Annotated in this window: 20 protein-coding genes and 3 tRNA genes; 14 read left to right on the forward strand and 9 right to left on the reverse strand. The window is 53.9% G+C overall.

Annotated features, from left to right (window positions below; all coding sequences use genetic code 11):
• Positions 1-6 precede the first annotated feature (6 nt).
• On the reverse strand, positions 7-861 hold the full coding sequence (folD, locus tag RGW60_RS02550; protein ID WP_322201852.1) for a bifunctional methylenetetrahydrofolate dehydrogenase/methenyltetrahydrofolate cyclohydrolase FolD: 855 nt from the start codon (positions 859-861) through the stop codon (positions 7-9).
• Between the two features lie 279 nt (positions 862-1,140).
• Here folD and RGW60_RS02555 point away from each other — a divergent pair.
• The 10 genes from RGW60_RS02555 (at position 1,141) to RGW60_RS02600 (ending at position 11,713) form a co-directional block, all read left to right on the forward strand.
• A tRNA-Arg gene (locus RGW60_RS02555) sits at positions 1,141-1,217 on the forward strand.
• A gap of 55 nt (positions 1,218-1,272) precedes the next feature.
• A tRNA-His gene (locus tag RGW60_RS02560) sits at positions 1,273-1,348 on the forward strand.
• 57 nt (positions 1,349-1,405) lie between these two features.
• Positions 1,406-1,490: transfer RNA gene (locus RGW60_RS02565), tRNA-Leu, on the forward strand.
• A gap of 404 nt (positions 1,491-1,894) precedes the next feature.
• Positions 1,895-3,205: a trigger factor gene (gene tig, locus RGW60_RS02570; protein WP_322201853.1), complete on the forward strand. Its 1,311-nt coding sequence runs from the start codon at positions 1,895-1,897 to the stop codon at positions 3,203-3,205.
• A gap of 90 nt (positions 3,206-3,295) precedes the next feature.
• Positions 3,296-3,937 (forward strand): ATP-dependent Clp endopeptidase proteolytic subunit ClpP, encoded by a 642-nt coding sequence (gene clpP / locus RGW60_RS02575; protein ID WP_297835915.1) that lies wholly within the window; start codon positions 3,296-3,298, stop codon positions 3,935-3,937.
• Between the two features lie 105 nt (positions 3,938-4,042).
• A complete protein-coding gene (gene clpX / locus RGW60_RS02580; protein WP_322201855.1) occupies positions 4,043-5,326 on the forward strand; it encodes an ATP-dependent Clp protease ATP-binding subunit ClpX in 1,284 nt (427 codons plus the stop codon).
• Positions 5,327-5,473: 147 nt separating this feature from the next.
• Entirely contained in the window at positions 5,474-7,870 is a 2,397-nt protein-coding gene (lon, locus tag RGW60_RS02585; protein ID WP_322201857.1) for an endopeptidase La, read from the forward strand.
• A gap of 139 nt (positions 7,871-8,009) precedes the next feature.
• Entirely contained in the window at positions 8,010-8,282 is a 273-nt protein-coding gene (locus tag RGW60_RS02590) for an HU family DNA-binding protein (protein WP_002552737.1), read from the forward strand.
• Between the two features lie 227 nt (positions 8,283-8,509).
• Complete coding sequence (locus tag RGW60_RS02595; protein WP_322201860.1) at positions 8,510-10,381, forward strand: SurA N-terminal domain-containing protein; 1,872 nt, start codon at positions 8,510-8,512, stop codon at positions 10,379-10,381.
• A gap of 109 nt (positions 10,382-10,490) precedes the next feature.
• A protein-coding gene (locus RGW60_RS02600; protein WP_322201862.1) for an IS3 family transposase occupies positions 10,491-11,713 on the forward strand; the annotation gives its coding sequence in 2 pieces (ribosomal slippage) (positions 10,491-10,842 and positions 10,842-11,713; 1,224 coding nt in all).
• 189 nt (positions 11,714-11,902) lie between these two features.
• Here RGW60_RS02600 and fabI read toward each other — a convergent pair.
• From fabI to gloB, 8 genes are all read right to left on the reverse strand, one after another.
• The gene (gene fabI / locus RGW60_RS02605) at positions 11,903-12,697 is read right to left on the reverse strand and encodes an enoyl-ACP reductase FabI (protein WP_322201863.1); all 795 of its coding nucleotides are present in this window, start codon (positions 12,695-12,697) and stop codon (positions 11,903-11,905) included.
• A gap of 18 nt (positions 12,698-12,715) precedes the next feature.
• Positions 12,716-14,326, reverse strand: a complete 1,611-nt coding sequence (locus tag RGW60_RS02610; protein ID WP_322201865.1) for an ABC transporter ATP-binding protein — start codon at positions 14,324-14,326, stop codon at positions 12,716-12,718.
• A 1-nt stretch (position 14,327) separates the two neighbouring features.
• Entirely contained in the window at positions 14,328-15,347 is a 1,020-nt protein-coding gene (locus tag RGW60_RS02615) for an ABC transporter permease (RefSeq protein ID WP_322201867.1), read from the reverse strand.
• Between the two features lies 1 nt (position 15,348).
• Positions 15,349-16,422: a microcin C ABC transporter permease YejB gene (locus RGW60_RS02620; protein WP_322201869.1), complete on the reverse strand. Its 1,074-nt coding sequence runs from the start codon at positions 16,420-16,422 to the stop codon at positions 15,349-15,351.
• A 1-nt stretch (position 16,423) separates the two neighbouring features.
• Positions 16,424-18,289 carry an extracellular solute-binding protein gene (locus tag RGW60_RS02625; RefSeq protein WP_322201870.1) on the reverse strand — a complete coding sequence of 622 codons (1,866 nt, stop codon included), beginning with the start codon at positions 18,287-18,289 and terminating at the stop codon, positions 16,424-16,426.
• On the reverse strand, positions 18,286-20,115 hold the full coding sequence (locus RGW60_RS02630; protein ID WP_322201872.1) for an extracellular solute-binding protein: 1,830 nt from the start codon (positions 20,113-20,115) through the stop codon (positions 18,286-18,288). Before RGW60_RS02630 ends, RGW60_RS02625 begins: the two co-directional genes overlap by 4 nt.
• Positions 20,116-20,212: 97 nt before the next feature.
• Positions 20,213-21,808 carry a LysM peptidoglycan-binding domain-containing protein gene (locus tag RGW60_RS02635; protein ID WP_322201873.1) on the reverse strand — a complete coding sequence of 532 codons (1,596 nt, stop codon included), beginning with the start codon at positions 21,806-21,808 and terminating at the stop codon, positions 20,213-20,215.
• A 99-nt stretch (positions 21,809-21,907) separates the two neighbouring features.
• Positions 21,908-22,687, reverse strand: a complete 780-nt coding sequence (gloB, locus tag RGW60_RS02640; RefSeq protein ID WP_322201874.1) for a hydroxyacylglutathione hydrolase — start codon at positions 22,685-22,687, stop codon at positions 21,908-21,910.
• Between the two features lie 82 nt (positions 22,688-22,769).
• Here gloB and RGW60_RS02645 point away from each other — a divergent pair, with 82 nt between their 5' ends.
• The 4 genes from RGW60_RS02645 (at position 22,770) to dnaQ (ending at position 26,189) form a co-directional block, all read left to right on the forward strand.
• Positions 22,770-23,528: a methyltransferase domain-containing protein gene (locus RGW60_RS02645; protein WP_322201876.1), complete on the forward strand. Its 759-nt coding sequence runs from the start codon at positions 22,770-22,772 to the stop codon at positions 23,526-23,528.
• Positions 23,529-23,564: 36 nt separating this feature from the next.
• Positions 23,565-24,032 carry a ribonuclease HI gene (rnhA, locus tag RGW60_RS02650; protein WP_322201878.1) on the forward strand — a complete coding sequence of 156 codons (468 nt, stop codon included), beginning with the start codon at positions 23,565-23,567 and terminating at the stop codon, positions 24,030-24,032.
• A gap of 263 nt (positions 24,033-24,295) precedes the next feature.
• A complete protein-coding gene (locus tag RGW60_RS02655) occupies positions 24,296-25,309 on the forward strand; it encodes a zinc-dependent alcohol dehydrogenase family protein (protein ID WP_322201880.1) in 1,014 nt (337 codons plus the stop codon).
• A 118-nt stretch (positions 25,310-25,427) separates the two neighbouring features.
• The gene (gene dnaQ, locus RGW60_RS02660) at positions 25,428-26,189 is read left to right on the forward strand and encodes a DNA polymerase III subunit epsilon (RefSeq protein ID WP_322201882.1); all 762 of its coding nucleotides are present in this window, start codon (positions 25,428-25,430) and stop codon (positions 26,187-26,189) included.
• Positions 26,190-26,203 lie beyond the last annotated feature (14 nt).

Here is a 26,203-nt window from a genome sequence, read left to right on the forward strand (position 1 = left end):
TACGGCTCAGATGTGCAGCGTTTCCGCTGCGTACAAGGTGTTTTCCAGTAAGCAGGCACGAGTCATGGGGCCGACGCCGCCTGGAACAGGAGTTATCCATCCTGCTCGGGGCAGCGCAGTTTCGTACACCACGTCGCCCACCAGCTTGCCGTCTTCCTGACGGTTTATACCGACGTCAATAACGATTGCGCCTTTCTTGATCCACTCGCCCTTGACCAGGCCCGGTTTTCCAGCGGCAACCACCACTAGGTCTGCGCGGCCTACATGGCCCGCCAAATCCCGGGTGAAGCGATGGGTAACAGTGACGGTGCAACCCGCTAGTAATAGCTCCATCGCCATGGGGCGCCCAACGATGTTCGAAGCGCCTACCACCACGGCGTCCAGCCCATAGAGGTCAACACCGGTGCTCTCTAGCAGGATAATGATGCCTTTGGGCGTACAAGGGCGGAGCAGGGGAATGCGCTGTGCCAAACGCCCGACGTTATACGGATGGAAACCATCAACGTCTTTGTCCGGGCGAATGCGCTCTAGCAGTTTTGACGCATCAAGGTGTTCAGGCAGGGGTAGCTGCAAGAGCACGCCATCAATGTTGTCGTCGTCGTTGAGACGATCAATCAGATTGGTTAGCTCGTCCTGGGTGGTATATGTGGGCAGATCATAGGCTTGCGAGAGAAAACCAACCTCTTCGCAGTCTTTGCGCTTGTGCGAGACATAAACCTGAGAGGCGGGATCGTTGCCCACCAGAATCACAGCCAGCCCTGGCGTACGCAGGCCCTGCTGGTGACGCTCGGCGACACGTTTGGCGATCTGCTGGCGCAGATTGGCTGCGATCGCTTTACCGTCTATTAGTTTTGCAGTCATTACGCGTGATTAACCGTCGGAAGGGATTGAAAAAGAGCGCGCATTCTCGCATGTCATGACGCAAGGGCAAAGGCGCTTGGTTTGGATATTCTGCTAACTCCTTTATCTAGCTGAATTTTTTTCGAAAAACAGTTGACGCCTATCAGGGCCGTCTATAAGATCCGTCGCACTTGTCGGGCACAGCCTAGCACTGGTCAAGAAAGTCAGGCAGAGTGGTTGGTTAGCTTAGCGTGACTGAAGCTCTTAATTTGTAGTCAGTAAAAGATGCAGATTAAATAAGCGCCCGTAGCTCAGTTGGATAGAGCATCCGCCTTCTAAGCGGATGGTCGCAGGTTCGAGTCCTGCCGGGTGCGCCATTAAGGCAACTTTGGCACAAGTAAGCTGTATGCGGTACCGGTCACACGTTATATGGTGGGCGTAGCTCAGTTGGTAGAGCACGGGATTGTGACTCCCGTTGTCGAGGGTTCGATCCCCTTCGTCCACCCCATATTAGAAAAGGTGCCAGACCTAAACATCTGGCGTCTTCGCTCCAATAGTTTGAAGCGCGGATGTGGTGGAATTGGTAGACACACTGGATTTAGGTTCCAGCGCCGCAAGGTGTGAGAGTTCGAGTCTCTCCGTCCGCACCAAATATAACTTTGCGAATGATGTATTCGCAAAGTAAAAAGAAGCCGCCTAGTGCGGCTTTTTTTGTTTCAACATATTGGGTTTTAGATTTGTAGGCATTGGCTCTAGCTGATTTTATTCGCCGTCAGGCGTGTTTTTGATAGGCGGTTTTGGCTGGAGGTTGGCGGTTGTAAATCGGCGTTTTCTGCTTCCTTTTACAGGGCAGGGCTGCGCCAGACACTTCGCCTGCGCACCGGCTTTAGCTGTTCACAAGGATCGTCGTCGATCCCTCGCGCCGGTTGGACTCCAAGCCTTTTATTTGCCCTTTTTCAGTAGGGTGACTTCTTGAGTTTGACCCTCTAGAATGCATGCCCTTGATTCTGGGGTCGGAAACGGCCGGCTAACGTTTGTGCAACGAGGAATATCCATGCAAGTTTCTGTTGAAAATACTTCCGCTCTTGAACGCCGTATGACCATTGGCGTGCCTGCTGAACGCATCGAGACTGAAGTCAACAAGCGTCTGCAACAAGCGGCCCGTAGTGCCAAGATTCCAGGCTTCCGTCCGGGTAAAGTGCCTATGAGCGTTATCCGTCAGCGTTATGAAGACGGCGCCCGTCAAGAAGCCTTGAGCGAGCTGATTCAGGCAACTTTTTACGAAGCGGTGGTTGAGCAGAAGCTGAACCCGGCTGGCGCTCCGTCTGTAGAGCCAAAAACCTTCGAAAAAGGTAAGGACCTGGAATACATCGCTACCTTTGAAATATTCCCGGAATTCACGGTTGCAGGTTTTGAGTCCATCGCTGTCGAGCGTCTGAGTGCGGACGTGGCTGACTCCGATCTGGATAAAATGCTGGAAATTCTGCGCAAGCAGAATGTTCGTTATGAAGCCGCCGAGCGCGTTGCTCAGAATGACGATCAATTGAATATCGATTTCGCGGGCAAGGTTGACGGTGAAGTATTCGCTGGTGGTTCGGCTACCGGCACCCAGTTAGTACTGGGTTCCGGTCGTATGATTCCGGGTTTCGAAGAAGCCCTGGTCGGTGCTAAAACGGGCGAAGAGCGCGTTTTGAACCTGACCTTCCCGGAAAACTATCAGAATCTTGACCTGGCTAACAAAGCAGTCGAGTTCACCGTGACCGTCAATACCGTCTCTGAGCCTAAATTGCCTGAGCTGAACGAAGAGTTTTTCAATCAGTTCGGCATCAAGGAAACAGGCGTTGAAGGTTTCCGCACTGAAGTTCGTAAGAACATGGAGCGTGAGCTGCGTCAGGCGATTAAATCCAAGATCAAGAACCAGGTGATGGACGGTCTGCTAGCCTCCAATCCGATTGAAGTGCCTAAAGCGTTGCTCGACAACGAAGTCAACCGTCTGCGAGTACAGGCTGTTCAGCAGTTCGGTGGCAACATCAAACCGGACCAGCTGCCTGCAGAGCTGTTCACCGAGCAAGCCAAGCGCCGCGTGGAGCTGGGCCTAATTGTTGCTGAAGTGGTCAAGCAGTTTGACCTCAAGCCTGACGACGCTCGCGTTCGTAGCATGATTCAGGAAATGGCATCGGCTTACCAAGAGCCTGAGCAGGTTGTGTCCTGGTATTACAAGAACGATGAGCAACTGAACGAGGTTCGTTCTGTTGTGCTGGAAGAACAAGTTGTAGATACTGTTTTGCAGAAAGCTAGCGTGACCGACAAATCGGTCTCTTACGAAGAAGCTGTCAAGCCGGTTGAAGCTCCACAAGCCGACTGATCGTTTTCTCGTTCGAAAACACCCATAAGCCAGCCTTCGTGCTGGCTTATGTGTATTCAAGAAATGACTATTTGGGAGTGAATGCAGGACATGTCCCGCAATTCTTATATTCAGCAGAACTCTGACATTCAGGCCGCTGGCGGCTTGGTCCCGATGGTTATCGAGCAGTCCGCCCGTGGCGAACGCGCCTATGACATCTACTCGCGACTCCTTAAAGAGCGGGTGATCTTTCTAGTTGGTCCAGTAGAAGACTACATGGCCAACCTGATTGCGGCGCAGCTGCTGTTCCTTGAAGCCGAAAATCCGGACAAGGACATCCATCTTTACATCAATTCACCAGGCGGTTCGGTGACTGCGGGCATGTCGATTTACGACACCATGCAGTTCATCAAGCCGGATGTGTCGACTATTTGCATCGGTCAGGCTTGCAGCATGGGTGCCTTGCTGTTGGCTGGCGGCGCCGCTAAAAAGCGTTATTGCCTGCCGAATTCGCGAATGATGATTCACCAGCCGTTGGGCGGTTTCCAAGGTCAAGCGTCGGATATCGACATTCATGCCAAGGAAATCCTGTCCATCCGGGCTCGCCTGAATGAAATTCTGGCTCACCATACCGGGCAATCGATTGAGACGATCGAGCAAGATACCAATCGCGACAACTTCATGAGCGCCGAACGCGCTGCTGAATATGGTCTGATCGATCAGGTACTCACTCAGCGTCAAATGGCTAAGTAAGCCGCCCAATCGTGGGTGGTTGGCATTTCTTACCACCTGCGGACTTGAAAAAGCCCGCAATAGCCTTCATCTTGTGTTGCAAGCCTACCGGATTGGATCGATCGAATGACTGACACTCGCAACGGCGAGGACAACGGCAAACTGCTCTATTGCTCCTTCTGTGGCAAAAGCCAGCATGAAGTGCGCAAATTGATTGCCGGCCCCTCGGTTTTTATCTGTGACGAATGCGTCGACCTGTGCAATGACATCATCCGCGAGGAGGTGCAAGAAGCTCAGGCTGAAAGCAGTGCGCACAAATTGCCATCGCCAAAAGAAATCAGCGGCATCCTTGATCAGTATGTGATTGGTCAAGAGCGTGCAAAAAAAGTTTTGGCCGTAGCGGTGTATAACCACTACAAACGCCTCAACCAACGTGACAAAAAAAATGATGATGTTGAGCTGGGTAAAAGTAACATCCTGCTGATCGGCCCTACGGGTTCCGGCAAGACGTTGCTGGCCGAAACATTGGCCCGTTTGCTCAACGTCCCGTTCACAATCGCTGACGCCACCACCCTGACCGAAGCCGGTTATGTGGGTGAGGACGTAGAAAACATCATTCAGAAGCTGTTGCAGAAATGTGACTACGATGTAGAAAAAGCCCAAATGGGTATTGTCTATATCGATGAAATCGATAAGATTTCGCGCAAATCTGACAACCCTTCGATTACTCGCGATGTTTCTGGTGAAGGCGTGCAACAAGCTTTGCTAAAGCTGATCGAAGGCACCGTAGCTTCTGTTCCTCCTCAAGGGGGACGCAAGCATCCACAGCAGGAATTCTTGCAAGTGGATACGCGTAACATTTTGTTCATCTGCGGCGGTGCTTTCTCGGGCCTCGAAAAGGTTATTCAAAGCCGTTCCACTCGTGGCGGCATCGGCTTCAACGCTGAAGTTCGCAGCAAGGAAGAAGGCAAAAAGGTTGGTGAATCGCTGCGTGAGGTCGAGCCAGACGATTTGGTCAAGTTCGGCCTGATCCCGGAATTTGTGGGCCGTCTGCCGGTTCTGGCTACGTTGGACGAATTGGATGAGGCTGCTTTGATGCAGATTCTCACCGAACCGAAAAACGCGCTGACCAAACAGTATGCAAAATTGTTCGAAATGGAAGGCGTAGACCTTGAGTTCCGTGCAGATGCATTGAAGTCTATCGCCAAGCGTGCGCTTGAGCGTAAGACTGGCGCTCGTGGACTGCGCTCCATTCTTGAGGGCGTTCTGCTCGACACTATGTACGAGATCCCTTCGCAATCCGAAGTGAGCAAGGTAGTGATCGACGAGAGCGTCATCGAGGGCACGTCCAAGCCGCTGTTGATCTATGAAAACAGCGAGCCGCCTGCCAAGGTTGCTCCGGACGCGTAAGTAGTAATATGTAATGAAAAGGGGGCCTTCGGGGCCCCTTTTTCTTTATCTGCTTCAACGCTTGTTTTTTTGGGAATCTACCCCCATCTTGGTTTCAAGCTTAATTCTATCTGTCCGCGGCCTTGTGGCCGCCGTAGAGGCGAAATCATGAAGACAACCATCGAATTGCCTCTCTTGCCATTGCGTGATGTTGTGGTTTATCCGCATATGGTTATCCCGCTGTTTGTGGGACGTGAGAAGTCTATCGAAGCCCTTGAGGCCGCGATGACCGGTGACAAGCAAATTCTCTTGCTTGCTCAGAGAAATCCCGCAGATGACGATCCAGGTGAAGAGGCGCTTTATAGCGTCGGCACTGTTGCAACGGTATTGCAGTTGCTCAAACTGCCTGACGGCACCGTCAAGGTGCTGGTTGAAGGTGAGCAGCGTGGAACCGTCGAGCGCTTCATCGAGGTTGACGGTCATTGCCGCGCTGAAGTAGCGCTGATCGAAGAGGTGGATGCACCCGATCGCGAGTCCGAAGTGTTTGTGCGTAGCCTGCTGGCTCAGTTCGAACAATACGTGCAGTTGGGCAAAAAAGTGCCCGCTGAAGTTCTGTCTTCGCTTAACAGTATTGATGAACCAGGTCGCCTGGTAGACACCATGTCCGCGCACATGGCGTTGAAAATCGAACAGAAACAGGAAATTTTGGAGATCGTTGATCTTTCTGAGCGTGTCGAGCACGTGTTGGCGTTACTGGACGCTGAGATAGATCTGCTGCAGGTTGAGAAACGCATACGTGGCCGCGTCAAAAAGCAGATGGAACGCAGCCAGCGGGAGTATTACCTGAATGAGCAGATGAAGGCTATTCAGAAAGAATTGGGCGACAGTGATGAAAGTCATAATGAAATCGAAGATCTTAAAAAGCGCATCGATGCGGCCGGTTTGCCCAAGGATGCCCTGACCAAAGCCCTGGCTGAGCTGAACAAGCTCAAGCAGATGTCGCCGATGTCCGCTGAAGCCACGGTGGTTCGTTCTTACATCGATTGGCTGGTGCAAGTGCCGTGGAAGGCGCAGAGCAAGGTGCGTTTGGACTTGGCCCGCGCGGAGGATATTCTTGATGCCGACCACTACGGTCTGGATGAAGTCAAAGAACGCATCCTCGAATACCTCGCTGTTCAAAAGCGCGTGAAGAAGATCCGTGGCCCGGTGCTTTGTCTGGTGGGTCCCCCTGGTGTAGGTAAAACTTCCCTAGCGGAGTCGATTGCCCATGCAACTAATCGTAAATTCGTACGAATGGCGTTGGGTGGTGTGCGTGATGAAGCTGAGATCCGTGGTCACCGCCGGACGTATATCGGTTCGATGCCAGGAAGGTTGATACAGAAGATGACAAAGGTGGGCGTTCGCAACCCGCTGTTCTTGCTTGATGAAATCGACAAAATGGGCAGTGACATGCGTGGCGATCCCGCTTCGGCATTGCTTGAAGTGCTTGACCCAGAGCAGAACCACGCCTTCAACGACCATTATCTGGAAGTCGATTACGACCTTTCCGATGTGATGTTCCTGTGCACGGCGAACTCGATGAATATACCTGCAGCCTTGTTGGACCGGATGGAGGTCATCCGCCTGCCTGGCTACACTGAAGATGAAAAAATTAACATTGCGGTCAAATATTTATCGCCTAAACAGATTCAGGCTAATGGCCTGAAGAAAGGCGAAATCGAGTTTGACGAAGAAGCTATCCGTGACATCGTGCGTTATTACACTCGCGAGGCTGGGGTGCGGAGTCTGGAGCGGCAAATAGCGAAAATTTGCCGCAAGGCCGTTAAAGAACATGCGCTAGAAAAACGTTTCTCGATTCGGGTAACCGCTGAAATGCTCGAGGATTTCCTTGGCGTTCGCAAATTCCGATACGGTTTGGCTGAAGTTCAGGACCAAATCGGTCAGGTAACCGGCCTGGCTTGGACTCAAGTGGGGGGCGAATTGCTGACCATTGAAGCAGCCGTTGTTCCAGGTAAAGGACAACTCATAAAGACCGGTTCACTGGGTGACGTTATGGTTGAATCCATCACGGCTGCGCTGACGGTTGTGCGCAGTCGAGCCAAAAGTTTGGGAATCCCTCTGGACTTCCATGAGAAGCGCGACACTCATATCCACATGCCGGAAGGGGCGACCCCTAAAGACGGTCCTAGCGCAGGCGTAGGCATGTGCACGGCACTTGTTTCAGCTCTTACACAGATACCCGTGCGTGCTGACGTGGCAATGACGGGTGAAATTACCCTGCGGGGGCAGGTTTTAGCCATCGGCGGTTTGAAGGAAAAGCTGCTAGCGGCTCACCGAGGCGGGATCAAAACAGTGATTATCCCTGAGGAGAACGTACGGGATTTGAAGGAGATTCCGGACAATATCAAACGGGACTTGCAGATTAAACCGGTTAAATGGATTGACGAGGTCCTGCAAATTGCGCTGCAATACGCGCCACAGCCCTTGCCAGATGTGGCTCCTGAACTGGTAGCCAAGGATGAAAAGCGTGAGTCTGACGCTAAGGGCAGAATTAGCACGCATTAGTCTGCACGGCCTTCCTTGACACCTTTTTAGAGCCCTTGTTATAAAGCGGCTCTAAAAGAGTCTGCAGGCATTCAGCACTCGTTTTGCTTAATACCAAAAACTTAGAAACGTACTCAAAATAGATATAAGGGGACTTAGAGTGAACAAGTCGGAACTGATTGATGCTATCGCTGCATCTGCTGATATCCCGAAAGCTGCTGCTGGCCGTGCGCTGGACGCAGTAATCGAATCCGTCACTGGCGCTCTTAAGGCTGGCGACTCCGTTGTACTGGTAGGTTTCGGTACGTTCTCCGTAACTGACCGTCCTGCTCGTATCGGTCGCAACCCTCAAACCGGTAAGACGCTAGAAATTGCAGCGGCTAAAAAGCCAGGTTTCAAAGCCGGCAAAGCGCTGAAAGAAGCTGTTAACTAAGTTCCTTTCAAGCTTCTGCCTATCCAGTCAGAAACATTTCTGTCTGGCAGCGGAGCGGCAGGTCAACCGGCTCAAGTGCCGTGTTTGCCCACGGAGGTCGCGGATTCGAGCCTCGACCGCTCCGCCAGTTACGAGAAGGCGCATCCTCGGATGCGCCTTTCTTCTTTCCGGATTCTACCCACGCTCCGCGGTTGGTTTAATTCAGTACAACCGTTTCTGGGGGACGCATGCTGCAGAATATCAGGGATAACTCCCAAGGCTGGATTGCCAAGACAATCATTGGCGTCATCGTGGCGCTCATGGCATTGACCGGCTTCGATGCGCTTTTTCGGGCTACGAGCACCAGTCAGGATGCTGCCAAGGTCAATGGCGAAGAGATCACTCAAAGCGAGCTGAGCCAGGCGGTTGAGATACAGCGTCGACAGCTCGCGCAACAGCTGGGCAAGGATTTCGATCCTGCACTTCTGGACGAAAAAATGTTGCACGACTCGGCCCTTAAAGGCTTGGTTGATCGCAAGCTGTTGCTTGAAAGCGCCGCCGATTCCAAATTCGGTTTCTCCGAAGCAGCGCTGGATCAACAGATTTTGCAGACACCTGAGTTTCAGGTGGACGGCAAATTTAATCCTGACCGCTTCGATCAGGTTATCCGCCAGTTAGGCTTTAGCCGTTTGCAGTTCCGCCAGATGATGGCTCAGGAAATGTTGATTGGTCAGGTGCGCGCCGGTATGGCGGGCAGCAGTTTCGTAACCAACGCCCAGGTTGACGCGTTCGCCCGTCTGGAAAAGCAGACACGTGATCTCGCCACGTTGACGTTTGCTCCTGATATGGCGGCGGCAAAAGTGACCGATGCTGAAGTCAAAGCGCACTACGATGAGCACGCCAAAGAGTTCATGAGCCCAGAGCAGGTCGTGCTGGATTTCATTGAATTGAAGAAGTCCGCCTTCTTTGATCAGGTTGAAGTCAAGGACGCCGATTTGCAGGCAGCGTATCAGAAAGAAATCGGCAACCTCGCCGAGCAGCGCCGTGCTGCGCATATTCTGATCGAAGTGAACGACAAGATGACCGATGCCCAAGCCAAGGCCAAGATAGAAGAGATTCAAAAGCGCTTGGTAAAAGGTGAAGATTTTGCGGCGTTGGCCAAAGAGTTCTCACAGGATTTCGGTTCATCCAGTAAAGGCGGGGACTTGGGTTACGCAGGTGAGGGTGTTTACGATCCCGCGTTTGAAAAAGCATTGTATGACCTGAAGAAAGACCAGGTGTCTGCTCCGGTGCGCAGCAGTTTCGGCTGGCACTTGATCAAGCTGTTGGGTGTTGAAGCCCCGTCTGTTCCGAGTTTCGCCAGTTTGAAAAGCAAGCTGACCCATGAGCTGAAATCGCAGCAGGTTGAGCAGCGTTATGTTGATGCAACCAAAAAGCTTGAAGATTCGGCGTTCGAGGCGTCGGATCTGACGCAGCCAGCCCAAGAGCTGGGGTTGAAAGTGCAAACTGCTGCGCCGTTCGGTCGTGAAGGCGGCGAAGGTATTACAGCTAACCGCGCGGTGATCCAGGCTGCGTTTAGTCGGGAAGTGCTTGAGGATGGCTCCAACAGTGCCGCTCTTGAGCTTGATCCGGAAACGGCTGTAGTGGTGCGGGTCAGGGAGCACCGCCAGCCAGAGCAGTTGCCGTTGGAGAGCGTTGCTGGCAGCATTCGTACGCAGTTGATGAAGAATCACGCCAGCGATGCAGTCAAGGTCAAAGGCGAAGCCTTGTTGGCCGGCCTGCGCGACGGCAAGGTACCGTTTGCGGTAAAGCAGGATGGCCAAAGCTGGAAAGTGCTTGAGGCCGTGAGCCGCAGTCAGGAAGGTGTTGATCCTGCGGTGCTGCAAGCGCTTTTCCGTATGCCTAAGCCAGAAGGTAAAGGTAAGCCGGTCTACAAAAGCCTTAAAACTGCTGACGGTAGCTTCGTGATCTTGCGCCTTAACGGTGTCAATCAAGCCGCAGCGCCGACAGATGAAGAAAAGGTTCAGTACCGCCGCTTCCTCGCTTCGCGCGCGGGTCAGCAAGATTTTGCTGCTTACCGTGCACAATTGGAAAGCCAAGCCAAGATCAAACGTTACTAACGTCTGATCCAGCGACAAAAGAAGGCCGCTCTTTGAGCGGCCTTCTTTTTAACTTTTGTCCCGTCCTGAATAAGGTTTACACCTTCTGACCTATCCTCAGGAGGACGTAATGGATTCAGGGAAAAGGCGCAGTCAGCGCGATTACACACTGGCTTTTAAATTGTCGGTTGTTGACCAAGTCGAAAAAGGCGAGTTGAGTTATAAAGATGCTCAACGGCGCTATGGCATCCAAGGCCGGTCGACGGTGTTGGTTTGGTTACGTAAGCATGGTCGGCAGGATTGGAGCCAAGGCGCGTCTATTCGCGTGCTGAGGGTCAAGCCCATGACCGAGCCAAACCTACCGCTGACACCCGAGCAGCGGATCAAAGAACTTGAAGAACAACTCGTACTGAGTAATCAAAAGGCGCAGTTTTTCGAAGCCGTCGTGAATGTTTTGAAAAACGACTACGGCGTCTCTATCGTAAAAAAGCGACCCGGCAAGTCCTCTCGCAAGGGCAAATCCAAGACCTGAGCATCGCCAGGGCTTGCCTGTTCATGGGCATTTCGCGTCAGGCGTATTACAAGCGCAACCGAACGTATGATGCGCGTGTTAATAGTGACCAAAAAGTAGTGGATTTCGTTTTGGAAAAACGCCGCCGCCAGCCAAGGCTCGGTACGCGCAAGCTGCACTATTTACTGCATACCGAAGCAGAAGCAGCGCTGCAGGTGGGGCGAGACCGCTTGTTTAACATCTTGCGTGACGCTAGAGAACTTGTGCTCCCCAAACGCGCTTATCACAAGACGACACACAGCCATCACCGCTTCCGTCGCCATCCCAACCTGCTCAAGGCAGGTCCTGATCAGATCGTCGCCAGCGGCCCTGAGCAAGTTTGGGTTGCAGATATAACGTACTTGCCCACGCAAGAAGGCGTGGCGTATTTGAGCCTGATAACAGACGCTTACTCACGCAAGATAGTGGGTCATCACGTGCATGAGAGCCTGCATACGGAATCAGTGATCAAGGCATTCAAGAACGCAATTGAAGAGCGAAAAACCACACAGGCGCTGGTTCATCATTCTGACCGCGGCGCCCAGTACTGCTCTAATCTGTATCAGCGCACGCATATCAAATACGGGATCACCTGCTCGATGACAGATGGCTATGACTGCTATCAAAACGCTCTGGCCGGACGAGTAAACGGGATTTTAAAGACTGAATTCCTGCTACACCGTCCGAAGAATTTGGAAGAAGCCGTAAAAATGGTGAATGAATCGGTACGGATCTACAACGCTGAGCGCCCGCATCTGGCCCTAAAATACAAAACGCCCGATGCAGTGCACCGAGCGTTTTAAGACTGAGATAGGTGTAAACCTATTTCAGGACTAGACATTTTGCCCAGCCTTTCAGGTAACGGCGTGCCTAAAGAGGTTATCGGTTTTCTGTGGGAGCGACTTCGTTTGCGCAAAGGCATCGCGACGCTCCCGATCTCAATAAAAAGCCCGCAACTCCTAAGAGCAGCGGGCTTTTTCGCCTAACTAAAATCAGTCTTCGAGGTTGCCCATCGCGGTGGTGTTGAAACCGCCGTCGACGTACATAATCTCGCCGCTGATGCCGGACGCCAGATCGGAGCACAGGAAGGCGCCAGCGTTGCCGACTTCATCGATGGTCACGTTGCGACGCAGTGGGGTTTGCGCTTCATTAGCCGCGAGCATTTTGCGGAAATTTTTGATACCAGAAGCAGCCAAGGTACGGATCGGGCCAGCCGATACCGCATTGACGCGCGTGCCTTCCGGGCCAAGGCTGCCGGCCAGGTAACGTACACCCGCTTCCAGGCTGGCTTTGGCCATGCCCATCACGTTGTAGTTAGGCATGGTGCGCTCTGCCCCCAAGTACGACAGGGTCAGCAGGCTGCCATTGCGGCCTTTCATCATTTCACGGCCGGCTTTGGCTAACGCCACGAAGCTGTAGGCGCTGATGTCGTGAGCGATGCGGAAGCCTTCGCGGGTGGTTGCTTGGGTGAAGTCACCGTCAAGCTGGTCACCTGGAGCGAAGCCTACCGAGTGGACGATCACGTCCAGGCCGTCCCACTTCTTGCTCAGCTCTTCGAAGACCTTGGCGATCTCTTCGTCGCTGGCCACGTCGCAAGGGAAGCACAGTTCAGGGTTTGAACCCCAGCCTGCAGCAAACTCTTCGACACGACCTTTCAATTTTTCGTTCTGATACGTGAAGGCCAGCTCTGCGCCCTCGCGATGCATGGCGGCAGCAATGCCGGATGCGATGGACAGTTTGCTAGCGACACCGACGATCAGGACGCGCTTACCGGCGAGAAAACCCATGTGTTGTTCCTCTTCAGGTTAATCGACAGCTACCGGCGCCAAAAAGGCGGCCTCCAGCAGCTGCTGTGTATAGGGATGTTGCGGCGCGGCAAAAATGCTGCGCGCCGAACCTTGCTCAACGACTTGCCCTTGTTTGATCACCATTAACTGGTGGCTCAACGCTTTGACTACCGCCAGGTCATGGCTGATAAACAAATAGGTCAGGTTGTACTTTCTTTGCAGTGACCGCAGCAGCTCCACTACTTGGCGCTGAACGGTCCGGTCAAGCGCCGAAGTGGGCTCGTCCAGCAAAATCAGCGCCGGTTTTAACACTAATGCCCGGGCAATGGCGATTCTCTGCCGCTGCCCACCGGAAAATTCATGGGGGTAGCGGTGCCGAGTCTCCGGATCCAGACCTACCTCCTTAAGCGCCTCAATGATCGCGCTTTCCTGCTCGGTCGGGGTGCCCATGCGATGAATGCGCAGGCCCTCACCGACAATTTCACTCACCGTCATGCGTGGGCTCAGGCTGCCAAACGGGTCCTGAAACACCACCTGCATTTGCCGACGCAGGGGACGTATCTGCTGCTGCGTCAGGCAGTCTAGCGTTTTGCCTTGAAACCGTATCGCACCTTGGCTCCCGATCAGCCTGAGAATCGCCAGGCCCATGGTCGATTTGCCCGAGCCGCTTTCACCGACAATTCCCAGTGTCTGCCCTTGGAGCAGGCTGAAGTTAATGCCGTCCACCGCTTTGACATGATCGACAGTGTGCTTGAACAGCCTCTTCTTGATCGGAAACCAGACGCGCAGGTCTTCTACTTCAAGTAACGGGGCGCCTGCAATCGTGTTCGCCGGGCTTCCGCTTGGCTCTGCACCGAGCAGTACTTGGGTGTACGGATGCTGCGGTGAACGGAACAGCTGCTCACAGGACGCTTGTTCGACGATACAACCGCGCTGCATGACACATACGCGATGCGCAATTTGCCGTACCAGGTTCAAATCGTGGCTGATCAACAGCAGCGCCATGCCCAACCGGGCCTGTAATTCCTTGAGCAGTTCGAGGATTTTCAGTTGCACCGTGACGTCCAGCGCGGTGGTCGGTTCGTCGGCAATCAACAGTTCGGGTTCGTTAGCGAGGGCCATGGCAATCATTACACGCTGTCGCTGGCCGCCTGAGAGCTCGTGTGGCAGGGCTTTGAGTCTTTTGTGTGGCTCATTGATACCAACCAACTCAAGCAGCTCTAGCGTCCGCACAGTGGCCGCCTTGCCTTGCAAGCCCTTATGCAGGTTAAGCACTTCGTTGACCTGTTTTTCGATGGACTGCAACGGGTTCAGCGAGGTCATGGGTTCTTGAAAAACCATCGCGATCCGGTTGCCACGAATCGCACGCAGGCGTTTCTCACTGAGCTTGAGCAAGTCATGCCCGGCGTAATAAATCATCCCGCTGGGATGGCGTGCCAGCGGGTAGGGCAGCAGGCGCAATATTGAATGCGCGATGACAGACTTGCCCGACCCGCTTTCGCCGACCAACGCCAGGGTTTCGCCGCGACGGATATCGAAACTGATGCCCTCGACAACTCGATGGATATTTCCGTCGGCTACAAACTCGACGGCGAGATCACGGACTTCGATCAAATTGTCCTTGTTCATCTCATTTCCTTGGGTCAAAAGCGTCGCGGGCGGACTCGCCGATGAACACCAGCAAGCTGAGCATCAGGGCCAACACAGCGAACGCGCTGATTCCGAGCCATGGCGCCTGTAAATTGGATTTACCTTGCGCCACCAGCTCGCCCAGCGACGGCGAGCCAGCGGGCAGACCAAAGCCAAGAAAATCCAGTGCGGTCAGGGTGCCTATAGCGCCGGTCAGGATGAACGGCATGAAGGTCATGGTGGAGACCATGGCGTTGGGCAATATATGTCGAAACATAATCGCTACATTCTGCATACCCAATGCCCGCGCCGCGCGCACATATTCCAGGTTGCGCCCACGCAGAAATTCGGCACGTACCACGTCTACCAGGCTCATCCAGGAGAACAGCAGCATGATGCCCAGCAGCCACCAAAAGTTGGGTTGGACGAAACTTGCCAGGATGATCAGTAAGTAAAGCACCGGCAACCCGGACCAGATTTCCAGAAAGCGCTGGCCGACCAAATCCACCCAGCCACCGTAAAAGCCCTGAAGCGCGCCAGCGATGACGCCGATGATGGAGCTAAGAATCGTCAACGTCAGTGCAAACAACACCGAGACGCGGAAGCCGTAGATCACTCGAGCCAGTACATCGCGGCCTTGGTCATCGGTGCCGAAGTAGTTTTCCGACGAGGGCGGACCGGGCGCCGGAACTTTCAGGTCGTAGTTAATGCTTTGGTAACTGAACGGGATCGGTGCCCAAAGAGTCCAGGCGTCTTTGGTCTTCATCAACTCCTTGATGTACGGGCTTTTGTAATTGGCTTCCAACGGGAATTCGCCGCCGAACGTGGTCTCGGGATAACGCTTGAACACCGGGAAATACCATTCGCCGTCGTAACGCACGGCCAGCGGTTTGTCATTGGCGATTAGTTCGGCGCCGAGGCTCAGGCCGAACAACACCAGAAACAACCACAGCGACCACCAGCCACGCTTGTTGGCTTTGAAGCGGGCGAAGCGGCGACGATTGAGCGGTGAGAGCGTCATATCAGTGCTCCCTGCTTTCGAAGTCTATACGCGGGTCGACCAGCGTATAGGTAATGTCGCCGATCAATTTCACTACCAGTCCGAGCAGGGTAAAGATAAACAAAGTGCCGAACACCACGGGATAGTCGCGGTTGATCGCCGCTTCGAAACTCATCAATCCCAGTCCGTCGAGGGAGAAAATTACCTCCACCAACAGCGAGCCAGTGAAGAAGATGCCAATGAACGCAGACGGGAAGCCGGCGATGACCAACAGCATTGCGTTTCGGAACACATGGCCATATAGGACAGCCCGCTGACTCAAGCCCTTGGCCTTGGCCGTGACCACGTACTGCTTACCGATTTCATCAAGGAAGCTGTTTTTGGTCAGCAAGGTCATGGTCGCGAAGTTGCCGATTACCAGCGCGGTTACCGGCAATGCCAAATGCCAGAAGTAATCCAGAATCTTGCCGCCCCAACTGAGTCCGTCGAAGTTGTTCGAGGTAAGGCCGCGTAACGGGAACCAGTCGAAATAGCTACCGCCGGCGAAGACCACGATCAGCAATATCGCAAAAAGGAAGGCTGGAATCGCGTAACCGATAATGATTGCCGTGCTGGTCCACACGTCGAAATGGCTGCCATGGCGCATGGCTTTGGCGATCCCCAGTGGGATCGACACCAGATACATGATCAACGTGCTCCACAGCCCGAGAGAAATTGAGACCGGCATTTTCTCTTTGATCAGATCTATTACTTTGGCGTCGCGAAAAAAGCTGTCACCGAAATCCAGGGCGGCGTAGTGCTTGATCATGATCCATAGCCGTTGCGGCGCGGATTTGTCAAAGCCGTACATGTGCTCGATTTCTTTTATCAGCGCCGGGTCTAGACCTTGGGCGCCGCGATAGCTGGAACCGGCCACCGACACTTCGGCACCACCGCCAGCGATTCGACTCGTGGCGCCGTCAAAGCCTTCGATTTTGGCAATCATTTGTTCTACTGGACCGCCGGGGGCGGCTTGGATGATGACGAAGTTGATCAACAATATGCCGAACAGCGTGGGGATTATCAGCAGTAAGCGCCGAAATATATAGGCCAGCATCTTATTGCTCCACGCTCGCCGGCTTGGCTTGCTCAGGGGTTCGGCCGGGGATGGGCGCGGGAATAGCTTGGGTGGCGTCGGGTTTTACCCACCAGGTCGAAGGTGCCACATTGTACAGTGCAGTGGTTTTCGGATGACCAATATGGTCCCAATAAGCCACGCGCCACGTTTTGATGTGCCAATTGGGAATCACGTAATAACCCCAAAGCAGCGCCCGGTCCAGGGCTCGCGCTTGGGTAACAAGGCTTTGCCGCGAATCGGCGTTGATCAGGCCCTCGACCAAGGTGTCGATGGCCGGGTCTTTGAGCCCCATGAAATTGCGGCTGCCTGGTTTGTCGGCGCTGGATGAATCCCAGTATTCTCGCTGTTCATTGCCTGGGGAACTCGATTGCGGAAAACCGCTCACGATCATATCGAAATCCCGCGAGCGCAGGCGGTTAACGTACTGCGAGACGTCGACCCGACGCAGAACGAAATCAATGCCTAGGTCGCTGAGATTGCGTTTGAACGGCAGCAATACCCGTTCGAACTCAGTCTGTGTCAGTAAGAATTCGATTTGAACCGGCTTGCCTTGGGCGTCAACCATCTTGTCGCCGGCGATGCGCCAACCGGCTTCCTGCAATAGCTGGAATGCCTGACGTTGTTGTGGGCGAATCATCCCGCTGCCATCGGTCACCGGCAGCTTGAATTCATCGGTGAATACCTTGGCCGGGATCTTGCCGCGCAGGGGCTCAAGAATCGCAAGTTCATCGTTAGACGGTAAGCCACGCGAGGCCATCTCGGAGTTGTCGAAATAGCTTTTGGTGCGGGTGTAGGCGCCATTGAAAAGCTGCTTGTTGGTCCATTCGAAATCCAACAGCAGGCTGAGCGCTTGACGTACCCGAGGGTCTTGGAAAATAGGGCGCCGCAAGTTGAATACAAAACCCTGCATGCCGGTAGGGTTGCCGTTGGGGATTTCTTCCTTGATCAGCCGACCGGCTTTGACCGCAGGAGTGTTGTAGGCCGTGGCCCAGTTCTTCGCGCTGATTTCTAGCCAATAGTCGAATTGTCCAGCCTTAAGCGCTTCCAAGGCGACGGTGTTATCCCGGTAAGAGTCGAAGGTCATAGTGTCGAAATTATAAAAGCCACTGTTGACTGGAAGGTCTTTGCCCCAGTAGTCCTTGACCCGCTCGTATCGAATCGAGCGCCCAGCCTCGACATCTGCGACCTTGTACGGCCCGCTGCCCAGCGGAATTTCCAGAGTACCCTTGCTGAAGTCGCGGTGTTCCCACCAGTGTTTGGGTAGAACCGGTATCTGGCCGAGAATCAATGGCAGCTCACGGTTGTTGGTATGTTTGAACGTGAACAACACGCGCAAAGGGTCTTCGGCAATCACCTGATCGACATCCGCGTAATAGCCGCGAAACATTGGCGCACCGCTTTTGATCAAGGTCTGAAAGCTGAAAACGACGTCTTCAGCACGTATTGGGTGGCCGTCGTGGAAATGCGCTTGCGGGCGTAGATAGAAGCGTACCCAGCTGTTGTCGGGGGCTTTTTCGATTTTGCTGGCAATCAATCCGTATTCTGTGAACGGTTCGTCCAGACCTTGACGAGCTAGGGTGTCGTAGATCATGCCGATGCTGTCGGCAGGCACCCCCTTGCTGATAAAAGGATTTAGGCTGTCGAAACCCCCGAATCCTGCCTGACGAAACGTGCCGCCCTTGGGTGCGTCTGGGTTGACGTAGTCGAAGTGCTTGAAGTTCGCGGGGTATTTCGGCGCCTCGTTATACAGGGTCACGGCGTGTTCGGGGGCGGCTTGGGTGATGCAGGCTAACCCCATCAGCACGATGCCACTGGCCTGCAACCGCAGGGAGCGCATGGCAGTCATTGAATCTTCTCCGAAGGCTTTAGCCACCACGCGCGCAAACCCAGAGTATAGGGCGGGGTGGTGACCATGACGAACCGGTTGCGGTACGCCAGGCGATGATAATCGAGGTACCAATTAGGGATACTGTAATACTGCCAGAGCAAAACCCGATCCAGCGCACGTGTGGCGGCAAGTTGTTGTTCGTGGGTTTGTGCAGTGATTAGGTGATTTAGAAAGCTGTCAACCACCGGGCTGGAAACGCCCGCGTAGTTCTTGCTGCCCTGGGTCGTCGCCTGACTGGAATGGAAATACTGCCACTGCTCTAGGCCTGGACTCAGGCTCTGATTGAGAGTCATGGAAATCATGTCGAAGTCGAATTGGTCCAGGCGTTGTTTATACTGGGCAGGATCTACCGTGCGCAGGCGGGCTTCTATACCTATGCGTGACAGATCTTCAACGTAGGGTTGCAAGATACGTTCTAGGTTTGGATTCACCAGCAGTATTTCGAAGCGCAACGGCTGTCCGTTGCGGTTCAGCAGGCGTTGGTTAGACAGCGTCCAGCCCGCTTCGGCCAATAGACCAAGAACCCGGCGTAAGGTTTCTCTGGGAATTGCGCCGCCGTCAGTCCTGGATACGCTGAATGGCTCGGTAAACAGCTTGGGTGGCAGCTGGTTGCGCCACGGCGCCAACATTAGCCATTCGCGCCCCTCAGGCAGGCCACTGGCAGTGAATTCGCTGTTGGGGTAGTAGCTTAATGAGTGCGTATAGGCGTCGCTGAACAGCGTTCGGTTAGTCCACTCAAAATTGAACATTAGGCTGAGTGCTTCTCGAATTTTTACGTCTACAAAGTTGCTACGCCGCGTGTTCATGAACAGCACTTGGCTTTGTGTCGCGATCTTGTGACGAATCTGCGCTTTAATCACATCGCCGCGTGCCATCGCTGGGAAGTTGTAGCCCGAAGCCCAGTTCTTGGCTTGATGCTCAATGTAGATATCAAATTCATTGGCTTTAAACGCTTCGAACGCGACGTCGCTATCGCGGTAGAACTCAACCTCCACGCGATTGAAGTTGTACTTGCCGCGGTTGACGGGCAAGTCCTTGCCCCACCACTCCTTGACTCGCTCGAAGACCAAGCGCCTGCCGGGCTGCACCTGGGTAATTCGATAAGGACCACTGCCCACAGGAGGTTCGAACGTAGTGGCCTTGAAGTCTCGGTTTTTCCAATAGTGTTGAGGCAGCACAGGCAGTTCGCCCAGACGCAAAATCAACAGCGGATTGCCGAAGCGCTTGAACACAAAGCGAATCCGGTGTCTGCCAAGGATGTCTACCCGTGCCACTTCCTGCAGGCTGGTGCGGTATTGCGGGTGGCCTTCTTTGAGCAATATCCGATAGGAGAATGCGACGTCGTAAGCGGTGATTGGCTTGCCATCGTTAAACCGGGCCTGCGGGCGGAGGTTAAAAACTACCCAGCTGCGGTCTTCGCTGTACTCAACCGTTTGCGCGATTAAACCGTAGCTGGAGGTTGGTTCATCGCCGGAAGGGTCATATTGGCCGGTGCCGACCATCAGTGGTTCGTTGAGTTCGTTGACGCCGTATTGCAGTAGATTCGGCGTCGAAACCGGGCTGCTACCCTTGAAGGTGTAAGGGTTAAGCGTATCGAACGTGCCAAACGCCATGAGCCGCAAGGTGCCACCTTTTGGCGCCTCGGGATTGACCCAGTCGAAGTGAGTAAAACTAGCTGGGTACTTGAGTACACCGAACTGCGCATAGCCATGGCTTTCGCTGATGGTTGCGGCTACGGGAAAACTCGACACCAGGCTGACAAATAACAGGAGGAAACGTATCAAGTCTGGCATCCGACTTAGGCAGCTTAGACTGCTGGGTCGGTACAGTAACAGCTTGTATCGGCTGGAAAAAGACGTGAGCCTGTTCGGCAGGTCGAACTCAATCGTTTCTAAACACCGTCAAGGTCTCGCCAGGCTTCAACGCCATACCGCTGCGTGGATTCCAGCGTTTGAGGTGCTGCATTTCAACGTTGAAACGCTTGGCCACCAAGTACATCGAGTCGCCTTTTCGGATCGTGTATTGGGTAGTCGATTTTCTGCTGGTTTTGGATTTTGCACTGGCGACAGAGGTTGATCGGGTTTTGGTTTTTTTGCCAACACCTTGCATGACCAGCATCTGCCCGATTTTCAAATGCTGGCCGGAGAGGCCGTTCCAGTGCTGCAACTCTTTGACTTCGACCTTATGCGCTTTAGCGATGGTCGCCAAACTGTCGCCTTTTTTAACCTGGTAGCTGCGGTTCGTAGATGAGGCGTCACGGCTGGCTATTTCCTTGAACGCAGGTCCTGCGGGGGGCATGCCGGGGATAGTTGGAATGCTTAACGTTTGGCCCGCGTGTACACCTTTTGAGGACAGTTTATTCACGTCCCTAATGGTGTTGACCGACACCCGATAGCGGCTAGCCAAGCTTGCCAACGTATCGCCACGGCGCACCTTATATTGCTGCCAGTCCACCAACTCCTGCGGTTTCATATTCGACAAGCTGGCGGTCAATAACTGCGCCTTGGCCGTTGGCACCAGCAGTTGCTGGGGGCCGTCGATGGTCATGCGCTTTTTGAAGGCAGGGTTGAGCTGGAATAGTTCGTCTTCGTCGATATCGGCCATCGCGGCCACTTTTGACAAGTCCATCGTCCGATTAAGCTCGACGACCTTAAAATACGGCACGTTAGCAATTGGATTCAGATTGACGCCATAGGCTTCTGGCGCCATGACTACTTGCGAAAGTGCTAAGAACTTAGGCACGTAATCCTGGGTTTCCTGCGGCAATGACAGGTTCCAGTAGTCAGTGGGCAAGCCGAGCTTCTGGTTGCGCTCAATTGCGCGGCTGACTGTGCCTTCGCCAGCGTTGTACGCTGCCAAGGCTAGCAGCCAGTCGCCGTTGAACATGTCATGCAGACGCGTCAGGTAGTCCAGTGCCGCGATAGTTGACGCCGTGATGTCGCGGCGACCGTCATAAAAGCTCGTCTGACGCAAATTGAAGTAACGTCCGGTGGAAGGAATGAATTGCCACAAACCAACAGCATCGCTGCGCGAATACGCCATGGGGTTGTACGCGCTTTCAATCACCGGGAGCAGTGCTAATTCAAGTGGCATGTTGCGTTCTGCGAGGCGCTCTACGATGTAATGCATATAGAGACTGCCACGCTCGCCCGCCGCTTCCAAAAACGCCGGATTGTTAGCAAACCAGAGACGTTGTTGGTCTATGCGCGGGTTTTGGCCGTTGCCTTCTTGCAGTTGGAACCCCTGACGCATTCGCTCCCAAACATCCTGTGGCGCAAGCGGCGTCGGTTTTTCACTTAGGAAAATCGGTTTTTGCTTGAATTCTGTCGCCAGGCTAGCTGCTCGATGGCTGCTGACGGGCTGAATACTGCTCGTGGTCTGGCAGCCCGCCAGTGTGGCACTCAGGACTACAGCTATAGCCTGGGCTAACCGAGTCAATGCGTCTGAATTGATGGTTGTGCGTATGGATGACGACATTGGCTGGGGGGGTGTTCCAAGCGAAAATGTCGGGCGATTCTAGGAACCGCTTGGCCAATGGTCAACCTTTCAGAATTTTTGTACCGATAAAGGTCGCAATTAGAACTTATCTTTCCACGCGCGCAGGCTAGCAAAAATAGCTGTGGACGACCGATTGTCGGTGCCGGTCCGTTCGTCTGCTTTTTCTTTGACAGCGATTTCGTGGGTTCGAATAAACGGGTTGGTGCGTCGTTCCAACGCTAGATTGGAGGGCAAGCTGATGCGATTTTCACTGCGCCAGTGACTGACTTGAATGAAGCGTTCAGCGATATCGAGGTTGGCTGGCTCTACTGCTTGAGCGAAGCGAAGGTTACTGAGCGTATATTCGTGTGTGCAGTAAATTAGGGTGCTATCGGGTAGCCCTGCGAGGCGACTGAGCGAATCATGCATTTGCGCTGGCGTCCCCTCGAACAGGCGGCCACATCCCGCAGCGAATAAGGTATCGCCGCAGAACAATAGGGGGGCCTGCGGATCGTCATGGTAGAAGGCTATGTGGCCCAAAGTATGACCAGGTACTGCAAAGACGTCGAAACCCAGACCGAGAACGGTAATCGAATCGTTATCGTTGAGCGCGATGTCTCGCGCCGGGATTTTCTCCGCTGCAGGGCCGAGCACTCGGGCGCCGGTGACGGTTTTTAGCTGTTCGACCCCGCCTACATGGTCATCGTGGTGATGGGTGACCAGGATGTCGCTGAGCTGCCAGTCAGGGTGCTGTTTCAACCATGCTAAAACCGGTTCGGCATCGCCGGGATCGACCACGGCGCAGCGTTTGCTGGAAGCGTCTTGTAACAACCAAATATAGTTGTCAGTAAAAGCGGGTAGGGCATCAATTTGTATCATGGCTCAGTTCGCTAAGCAGGAAACAATGGTGCATCTTAGGGTTTGTTGAGGCGCTAAGCGAGCGCCCACTTGGAGATCACAGATGACTGATGAAGCTTTCGCCCAGGCTGATCCTGAATGGCTTGCTTTGATCAGCTCGGCCCGCGAATGGTTGTCTGAGCCGCTAGGGCAATTGTTGCTGGAGGAAGAGCGGAGGGTTCTCGAAGATGAGTTGGGCCGTTACTTTGGGGGCTACCTGGTCCATTACGGACCTTCCGCCGACGCGCCGCCGCAAGCCAAACAGGTTCAGCGTAACGTGCGCCTTGGCGCGCCGTTGCCCGGTGTTGAAATTGTCTGTGAAGAGCAAGCCTGGCCGCTTAGTGAGCATGCGGCTGACGTTGTGGTTTTGCAGCATGGCCTGGATTTCTGCCTATCGCCTCATGGCTTGTTACGTGAAGCAGCGGCGAGTGTTCGCCCCGGCGGCCATTTACTTATCATAGGAATCAACCCATGGAGTGCCTGGGGACTGCGACATTTTTTTGCCCATGACGCGCTACGCAAAGCCCGTTGTATTTCTCCTTCACGGGTCGCGGACTGGTTGAACCTGCTGGGCTTCGCGCTGGAGAAACGACGCTTCGGGTGCTATCGTCCGCCGCTTGCATCGACCGCTTGGCAAGCGCGACTGGCCGGGCTTGAGCGCCTCGGCGATAGTTGGCAAAGTCCGGGGGGCGGCTTCTACCTATTGGTGGCACGCAAAATAGTGGTTGGCCTGCGCCCAGTACGCCAAGTCCAGCGCCAGCCCATGGGCAAGCTCCTGCTATTGCCGATGGCAAAGGTCAATCGACGCAATTCGCAACCCTAAAAGCCTGATGGCCATATTTTTAAGATGGGAAGTTTGATGGAACAGGTTGTCGCGAACGAACGCGTTGAAATTTTTACCGATGGCGCCTGCAAGGGTAACCCTGGTCCCGGTGGCTGGGGAGCGCTATTGGTGTGCAAAGGCGTGGAAAAAGAGCTTTGGGGTGGCGAAGCCAATACCACCAACAATCGCATGGAATTAACGGCGGCCATCCGTGGACTGGAAGAGCTTAAGCGTCAGTGTGACGTGCTGGTGGTGACCGACTCCGAGTACGTCATGAAGGGCATGAAGGAGTGGCTGGTTAACTGGAAAAAGCGCGGCTGGAAAACGGCAGCCAAGCAGCCAGTAAAAAATGCTGATTTGTGGCAATTGTTAGATGAACAAGTCAATCGCCATACCGTGACCTGGAAATGGGTACGCGGTCATACCGGGCATGACGGCAATGAGCGCGCAGACCAATTGGCAAATCGTGGGGTTGATGAGATCAGAGGAGTGAAGCAGGGCTAAGGGCTTTCGGGCGCTAGTAGCACTTATTGTATAAATCCGGCGTCGCTCGGGGGATTTCGCGCGGGGCTCCCATGTCCCGTTCCCCCGCAGGATAGAATTCATCGCGAAGCTCCATGCCCCTCCCTAATCTCCCCACATTCAAAGCCTAAAGTTCCGTCTATTCCCATCAACAGCAGGCATTGCGACTATTGATACGCGTCAATGGCCCCTATTGCCTGGGCTGGATAGAGTCTTCACCCATAGCTCACGCCATGAGGTGTCAAATGCAACACTCGATTCGTCCCGAATCCAAAGACACCGCCGGAACAGTCGAATCCCAAGACCGTTTCGTCGGTCAACTTACTGCCCACCAAGTACTGATACGGATTGAATCCATCGGCATCAGCCCCTATGACGCCTTATGGCGCCTGAACCCGATTGCAGCTCAAACGCAATTGCCCCAAGGGCTAGGGAAAGAAATTGCGGGCATTGTAATCGCGGTTGGCAATGAGGTTACTGACGTGTCTCGCGGTGACAAAGTTGCGACCTATTCCTGCGAAGGAGATTACACAGATACCTTGAGCGGCAAGTACCTGGCATTGCCACGTTCGGCACTAACGGTCTACCCCGATGTATTGACCGCGGCCCAAGCCAGTGTTCATTACACATCATTGCTACTGGCGTATTTTGCTTACATCGACTTGGCCAAGGTCAGCTCGGGGCAGACTGTACTGATCACCGACGCAAGCCAGTGCGCTGGTCCTGCTTTTTTGCAATTGGGTAAAGCGCTTGGCCTGAACGTTATTGCGGCCGCCAAGAACAGCGTCGACAAGCAGCGCTTACTCGACCTGGGCGCGAAGATAGTCGTGTTGACGCAAGAGCATGATTTGATTCATCGGGTGAACAAATTGACAGGTGGTAAAGGGGTCGATGCCATATTCGACGGTTTGGGCGGTTCACAGATGAATCTGTTGGTGGATGCCCTTGCTCCACGGGGTAGCGTGGTCCTTTATGGTCTGAAAAGTGGCAATCAGACTCCGTTCCCGGCTCAAGAGGCATTCCAAAAGAACATCAAGTTTTTCGTACATTGCCTGAGTAACTTCACTGGCAAAGCCGAATTGGGCGTTGAGCCCAATCACGACGCGGTGTGTAAGGCGTTAGACGTCATCAACAAGCTTACGGCGCAAGGCCTGTTAACGTCGCAAGTCGATAAAGTATTTCCGCTGGAGAAAGCCCTGTCAGCACAGCGCTACATGGAGGAGTTTGAGGTCATCGGCAGGGTGGTGTTGAGGCCGTGATGTTCAAGTGTTGAATTCTGCGTCACCCCTGGGTCGCCATGCGACCGCTATTTGGCGCGGCGGTGTGTGCTAAAATTCTGCCCCTGTGCGGTGTTGAAGCGTTGAGAATTCACAATTTATGGTGCTTAGATCTGTTGTACTCGATACCGAAACCACTGGTATGCCCGTTACTGACGGGCATCGGGTGATTGAGATTGGCTGTGTTGAACTGATCGGCCGACGCCTGACCGGGCGGCACTTTCACGTGTATTTGCAACCGGACCGCGAAAGCGATGAAGGGGCCGTTGGCGTTCACGGTATCACCACCGAATTTCTGATTGGTAAGCCGCGCTTCAACGAAGTCGCTGAAGAGTTTTTCGAATTTATCAAGGGTGCTCAGTTGATCATCCACAACGCCGCGTTCGACGTTGGGTTCATCAATAATGAATTTGCGCTACTAGGTCAGCGAGACAAGGCTGATCTCACTCAGCATTGCACTATTCTCGACACGCTAGCGATGGCCCGTGAACGCCATCCTGGCCAACGTAATAGCCTTGATGCGTTGTGCAAGCGATACGGCGTAGATAATTCGGGCCGAGAATTACATGGCGCTTTGCTCGATGCCGAGATTCTGGCGGACGTTTACCTGACGATGACCGGCGGTCAGACCAGCTTGTCCCTTGCGGGCAACGCAACTGACGGCAATGGTTCAGGCGAAGGGTCTGGCAATACCGCCACAGAGATCCGTCGCTTGCCCAGTGATCGACGGCCTTCGCGCGTGATTCTGGCCAGCGACAGCGATATCGCTGAGCACGATATACGAATGGCTGCCATTGCTAAGTCTGCCGGAGCGCCCGCGCTATGGGTTCAATTGCTTGAGGCGCAAGCGACGATTCATTAGCCGCAGTTTTTATC

This window comes from Pseudomonas sp. AB6 (genome assembly GCF_034314105.1).
In the GTDB taxonomy this organism is placed as follows: domain Bacteria; phylum Pseudomonadota; class Gammaproteobacteria; order Pseudomonadales; family Pseudomonadaceae; genus Aquipseudomonas.

What these genes read in the sequence shown, in the direction of transcription:
- clpP (WP_297835915.1), top strand. Translation starts at nt 3,296, where the DNA reads ATGTCCCGCAATTCTTATATTCAGCAGAACTCTGACATTCAGGCCGCT.
- RGW60_RS02645 (WP_322201876.1), top strand. Translation starts at nt 22,770, where the DNA reads ATGACTGATGAAGCTTTCGCCCAGGCTGATCCTGAATGGCTTGCTTTG.
- RGW60_RS02595 (WP_322201860.1), top strand. Translation starts at nt 8,510, where the DNA reads ATGCTGCAGAATATCAGGGATAACTCCCAAGGCTGGATTGCCAAGACA.
- RGW60_RS02655 (WP_322201880.1), top strand. Translation starts at nt 24,296, where the DNA reads ATGCAACACTCGATTCGTCCCGAATCCAAAGACACCGCCGGAACAGTC.
- fabI (WP_322201863.1), bottom strand. Translation starts at nt 12,697, where the DNA reads ATGGGTTTTCTCGCCGGTAAGCGCGTCCTGATCGTCGGTGTCGCTAGC.
- gloB (WP_322201874.1), bottom strand. Translation starts at nt 22,687, where the DNA reads ATGATACAAATTGATGCCCTACCCGCTTTTACTGACAACTATATTTGG.
- tig (WP_322201853.1), top strand. Translation starts at nt 1,895, where the DNA reads ATGCAAGTTTCTGTTGAAAATACTTCCGCTCTTGAACGCCGTATGACC.
- rnhA (WP_322201878.1), top strand. Translation starts at nt 23,565, where the DNA reads ATGGAACAGGTTGTCGCGAACGAACGCGTTGAAATTTTTACCGATGGC.
- folD (WP_322201852.1), bottom strand. Translation starts at nt 861, where the DNA reads ATGACTGCAAAACTAATAGACGGTAAAGCGATCGCAGCCAATCTGCGC.
- lon (WP_322201857.1), top strand. Translation starts at nt 5,474, where the DNA reads ATGAAGACAACCATCGAATTGCCTCTCTTGCCATTGCGTGATGTTGTG.
- RGW60_RS02620 (WP_322201869.1), bottom strand. Translation starts at nt 16,422, where the DNA reads ATGCTGGCCTATATATTTCGGCGCTTACTGCTGATAATCCCCACGCTG.
- RGW60_RS02635 (WP_322201873.1), bottom strand. Translation starts at nt 21,808, where the DNA reads ATGTCGTCATCCATACGCACAACCATCAATTCAGACGCATTGACTCGG.
- RGW60_RS02610 (WP_322201865.1), bottom strand. Translation starts at nt 14,326, where the DNA reads ATGAACAAGGACAATTTGATCGAAGTCCGTGATCTCGCCGTCGAGTTT.
- RGW60_RS02615 (WP_322201867.1), bottom strand. Translation starts at nt 15,347, where the DNA reads ATGACGCTCTCACCGCTCAATCGTCGCCGCTTCGCCCGCTTCAAAGCC.
- clpX (WP_322201855.1), top strand. Translation starts at nt 4,043, where the DNA reads ATGACTGACACTCGCAACGGCGAGGACAACGGCAAACTGCTCTATTGC.
- dnaQ (WP_322201882.1), top strand. Translation starts at nt 25,428, where the DNA reads ATGGTGCTTAGATCTGTTGTACTCGATACCGAAACCACTGGTATGCCC.
- RGW60_RS02625 (WP_322201870.1), bottom strand. Translation starts at nt 18,289, where the DNA reads ATGACTGCCATGCGCTCCCTGCGGTTGCAGGCCAGTGGCATCGTGCTG.